The following is a 4712-nucleotide window of genomic DNA, read 5'->3' on the forward strand; positions in this document are numbered from 1 at the left end:
TTCGGTAGTTTTTTCATCGCTCCATCCTCTCAAAGGTTGGAGTCTCCGAGAAACCCGGGGCGGTTCAGAGGGCTCGCAGCGGTGGACCAGAGCGCGCAACCACAAAAGGTTTCACGTTTTAACATCATTCCTGATACCAGTCGCACGCAGAGGACTATCAAATGACGAATAAATTTCCCGGTCATTGCCTGTCCTGTATGCGTTGGACACCTGCAGGTGAGGGTCATCCGCAAAAGACCCGTGGTGCTCTTAGGGGGCTTATCAAATGGCGTGTAAAATGTGTTCAGTGTGTTGAGCGTGACCGTAGCCTGGCTCAAGAGTCATATAACTCGACTAAACTGTAATTTAGTTTAGTTATGCTTTTTAGTGATTAAAAGGACTGTACACCGACGCCGGCATGGATTCCAGAGGTACGCATAATGTATATTATGTTAAATTATATCTATTTGTAACTGCTACCAGCAACCTAAGATCCACGCGCCATGGTCTCCATTTCCAAGCTCTACTGCGCCAATCGCGATTTGAGTGGAAAGCCCTTCTTTATCTTCCCAACCCCTTTGATTCTATTGGGCTCTAGCTCACTAGGCATCCCAGTTCGACGCAGCTTTTTGACGATATGAGTGGAAACCTCTCCGATTCATAAATCCATAACTCATTGATCTGTATAGATTTTAAAAATCCACGTCTAAACGGAACAGCTCCACGCCTAAGGAGAAATCAGTGGAATCATATTTCAGGGGATACATTGTCGACCACCTCGAACCTCTTACAGAACAAGGGCTCCAGGGCTTTTTGAGGAATTGAGTGGACATTCCGCACCATCGTTTCCCAAGACGAAACCAGTGGAAAATCCACGAAAACACAGCCTTGCTGCGGGTGGTATGACGCCCAAACCAATATCGATAGAAACCCGTAAACCGAGGCTGCTGAGAACCGCCAACACCTTGAAGCCCCCGTAATCCCTAGCCCTGGCCAGGCTAACAGTCTCTAATTCGGTTCTACCGTACTGCCCCAACACGGTACCCGGCGGCTCCTGAGATGCATGGTCACGGGCTGAAGCATCATCGGATCACGACGTTTCCTGATAAAACAACGAGTGGAAATTCCAGTTGCGAATTCGCTCAGAAAAGCCATGAAAGCAATAAAACCCGGCACCATAGGATTTTCAAAGAAACGAGTGGACATTCCAGAGGGTTTTTCCATTCAAAGATTTAAATGGAAAAACCGCAGTAAACCNTAAAACCCAAGCATTGGCATTAATTGGCAATATCCTTATTAAGGGTAATAAAGCCACCAGCCGGCCACACGAAGAAATCCCAGAAGAACACCTTGGCAATATACGATTAAAGCAACTAACACCTACGCACCTCTCATAAAAACGCGAATCGACGAAATAGGTGGAAAACCATAGCGCGCTTCTATTAGTTTATGCCGCAAGCCTTTGTCAAGCTTGCCGCTAAACTTTTAATACCGAGTAGAGGTAGTTGCAACAGCGCCAGCTGGAGGCTACCATCGGGCATCGCCAACGAATTGGGCAAGGGGGATGCACGAAATGCACACGATCAAAATGCAGAGAATCACAATGCAAAAAACCAAAATGCAAGCAAGCGAGCAGCTACCCTGCCCTAACTTCCAGTTACTTCCATAACTGGAAGTTTCCAAGGTTTGTTCCGAGTATCCGGTGAATCCGTAATGTCCATTGCGCCAAAACCCCTCTTTGAAACTTATGAGTCCTTTCTCGACCAGGACTTCAGTGAAAATACGTCGGCTGTGGCATGTGTTCGAGACTACTTGGCCAGCTTTTCCGACACACTCAATTCAAAGCGTGGTTATCTCACTGTACGATTGTTTCTACGGGCATACTCGGATAACAGCCAGACGTTTAACTCGTATCGCACCCAGATTGAGCGGTTATTGCTATGGGCCTTGATTGTTCGAGAGAAACCCTTGCATGAGCTCAAACGCCAAGACGTTGAAGACTATCTGGAGTTTTGCCGGAACCCGCCGCGATCGTGGGTTGGGCCGGTTATCCGTGGACGTTTTATGGTCAATGATGACCCTAAAACTGCCGTTATCAATCCTCTGATGGCCAACCCTAACTGGCGGCCGTTCAGCCAAAAGACTGCTAAACACCATCTGAATGAATCAACGCATTCGGTTGCAGTCTTGGCTGACGAACCTTACAGCGCAACGTCAGGCACCATAAATCAGGTGTACTCCATCTGCGGGCGATTTTTCGAGTTCCTAGCCGAAGATGGTCAAATCTCAGCAAACCCATTTCGCCTGATCAAAAAGAAGCATCAGCACCGCGAGCGGCCACAGGAGGATGCGCCCCCCCCGTGCCTTGACTCCATTGCAATGGGACTATGTGTTGGACACTGCAGAGCAAATGGCCTCATTTGAACCTGAACGTCATGAGCGCACTCTGTTTCTATTAGCGACGCTGTTTGCGATGTACTTGCGGGTTTCCGATATCGTTGGACGATCCAGCTGGCGACCTTCAATGGGGGATTTTAGACAGGATCCCGAAGGTAATTGGTGGTTTCACGTAGTGGGTAAAGGTGACAAAGTCGGCAAGATTGCTGTCAGGGACGAATATATCGAGCAGTACTTGACGCGTTACCGTACCTTCTTGGGATTACCCGGGTTACCGCAGAGAGGCGAAAAAACACCGCTGATTACTACCCTCACCGGGCGTTCGGGGTTATCAGACCGCCAGGTGCGCGCCCTCCTCCAGGCCGTTTTTGATAATGCTGTCGTGCGGATGCGGGCGGAGTCGCGGGCTGACCATGAGATGGAGGCACTTAGAGCCGCCTCTGCGCACTGGCTGCGCCATACGTCAGCAACCTTTGATGCGCCGTTTCGTAACGCCAAGGACTTGCAGTTCGATCTCCGACACAGCAATCTGAGCACTACACAGAACACTTATTACCACTCGCACGATCAAGAACGCGCTCATTCAATAAAACGAATCAGCATGCGAGATCGAGGATAATTTAAAGGTTTGATGCTTGGCTTATCATTTGTAGTCGTAGCTAGAGAGCGGAGATAATATTGGACATAAATTGTGACGTAATTAGCTGATAGCGTCGTTTGATGCGTTGCTCACCATTTACCGCCTCGTTCTAAACTTGCAAACCTACGCACTGCTCATTGTTAGCAAATTACTTCCGTAAGCTTATCTCCGAACGAGTTATCAACTGATTGCTTCCGTGAACCTGGTTTATGAGCGCGCTATCAGCTGATTGCTGCGGCGAAAGCTTCGCCAAGATGATAGGCGGAAAGCTACAGTCAGGCCTTGACGCAGACAGTTCCTTTCTTGAACTATTCCTGGAAAGGGTCAACTGATGTTTGTAATAAGTGTTGCTCTCCACCAAAGCTCATACGGTTGATGGTAAGGATTGCTCCACGATTAGTTACGTAAGGCTTAACGGAACCTAATGACCCGGCATAACCGCTTGCGGAGGCTTGCGATGCGTTTCGCCACCGATTATACCGAGCGGCTGGCGCAGCAGGTGATCGACAGTCCGCTGCAACGCAGCCAACCTGACTCAGGCGCTGTTGTTCGATCATCCGTTGATGACCAATTGCACGAGGCGGCACTGCCGCAGAGGCCTGTCCGGAGTGCGGAGCCGAAAGTTGAGTAGTGAGGAAAGCATCCCCGGATCCGGTCGTTGAGGTGGAAGCGGCAGCACGTGTAGGTGACGCCCACTTCCAATATTTCGGTGAAACGGGACGACTCTTGCGATCTGAGTCGAAGCCGCAGCCTAAAAACCGAGTCCGGCAAGGTCCGACGGTTTAGGTGATTAAGCAATTGGGATATCGCTATAGCGTAATGAGTTGCGCGGTTTGAAACCGGCCGCACGCGGGTTCTAAAATCATCAACACGTTAACCTCAGTTTGCTTGTGACAGACATTCGCTCAATTTCTAAGCGCGTGCTGCAAAACATAGCTGTCAGCAACCTGCTGGAGCGCGGCGAGTTTGCCGTCTCTCACCGTCCAAATATGAATGAAACGGATGTCTACTTTCTTTCCCTCTTTGGTGACGCCGTGATATTCGCCAAATACAAAAACATGGTTCTTGTCATCGCCGTAATAGTCCAGCGCCTCGGTGTTCCAAGACGAAAATAGCGGACTAAACTGACCGAAAAAATCTTTCAGTGTGCTGTCGAGGCCTTGGTAAACTCCACCTAGGGGAAAGCCCGGCGTGATGTCCCAGACAATGTCAGCGGCAAACACCTCATGCGCCACCGCAGGAAGATTACTTGATTCATAGACCCGACGAGCGATTGCAATATTTTCTTCAGTGGACATGGTTTACTCCGATAATGTTCAAATGGATCCTGCGTCAATCAGGTAGCCCGCTATGCGCGATGCACAAGCGAGCATCTGGAAGATGTATGCCCATGTTTATGGCTTGAGTGACGACATATTGATCACGAAACGATACTTGACGTCGCTTTTGAACAGTCGCTCATACGCCTCATTGATCTCGTCAATGTTGATGATCTCAATGTCCGAAACAACTCCGTGTTTCGCGCAGAACTCAAGCATTTGCTGCGTCGCAGCGATTCCTCCAATAAAGGAGCCCGCGATAGCTTTGCGTCCGAACACTAGGGTTTGTCTGAAAAGTCGCCTTGGTTAAAATGATGTCCTCTGGTTGCCAAGAGGGCCATCATGACTGACCGTTATGAAATTTCATCTGATCGTTG

4 protein-coding genes and 1 pseudogene are annotated in these 4712 nt (G+C 49.2%); 3 read left to right on the plus strand and 2 right to left on the minus strand.

Annotated elements, in window-relative coordinates:
* The first annotated feature begins 1692 nt into the window (after window positions 1-1692).
* From AO277_RS29080 to AO277_RS28485, 3 genes are all read left to right on the plus strand, one after another.
* Window positions 1693-2403 carry a site-specific integrase gene (locus AO277_RS29080; RefSeq protein WP_236691307.1) on the plus strand — a complete coding sequence of 237 codons (711 nt, stop codon included), beginning with the start codon at window positions 1693-1695 and terminating at the stop codon, window positions 2401-2403.
* Window positions 2390-2995 (plus strand): site-specific integrase, encoded by a 606-nt coding sequence (locus AO277_RS29085; protein ID WP_236691308.1) that lies wholly within the window; start codon window positions 2390-2392, stop codon window positions 2993-2995. Before AO277_RS29080 ends, AO277_RS29085 begins: the two co-directional genes overlap by 14 nt.
* A gap of 478 nt (window positions 2996-3473) precedes the next feature.
* A complete protein-coding gene (locus AO277_RS28485; protein ID WP_161795816.1) occupies window positions 3474-3647 on the plus strand; it encodes a hypothetical protein in 174 nt (57 codons plus the stop codon).
* 274 nt (window positions 3648-3921) lie between these two features.
* Here AO277_RS28485 and AO277_RS11185 read toward each other — a convergent pair whose 3' ends face one another.
* Together AO277_RS11185 and AO277_RS29090 are read right to left on the minus strand one after the other, a co-directional pair.
* On the minus strand, window positions 3922-4314 hold the full coding sequence (locus AO277_RS11185) for a nuclear transport factor 2 family protein (protein WP_044320066.1): 393 nt from the start codon (window positions 4312-4314) through the stop codon (window positions 3922-3924).
* Between the two features lie 96 nt (window positions 4315-4410).
* Window positions 4411-4617: pseudogene (locus AO277_RS29090) on the minus strand (NAD(P)-dependent alcohol dehydrogenase); the annotation flags it as partial.
* Between the last annotated feature and the right edge of the window lie 95 nt (window positions 4618-4712).

The organism is Pseudomonas amygdali, from assembly GCF_002699855.1.
GTDB classification, from domain to species: Bacteria; Pseudomonadota; Gammaproteobacteria; order Pseudomonadales; family Pseudomonadaceae; genus Aquipseudomonas; species Aquipseudomonas amygdali.

What these genes read in the sequence shown, in the direction of transcription:
- AO277_RS29080 (WP_236691307.1), top strand. Translation starts at nt 1,693, where the DNA reads ATGTCCATTGCGCCAAAACCCCTCTTTGAAACTTATGAGTCCTTTCTC.
- AO277_RS29085 (WP_236691308.1), top strand. Translation starts at nt 2,390, where the DNA reads ATGGCCTCATTTGAACCTGAACGTCATGAGCGCACTCTGTTTCTATTA.
- AO277_RS28485 (WP_161795816.1), top strand. Translation starts at nt 3,474, where the DNA reads ATGCGTTTCGCCACCGATTATACCGAGCGGCTGGCGCAGCAGGTGATC.
- AO277_RS11185 (WP_044320066.1), bottom strand. Translation starts at nt 4,314, where the DNA reads ATGTCCACTGAAGAAAATATTGCAATCGCTCGTCGGGTCTATGAATCA.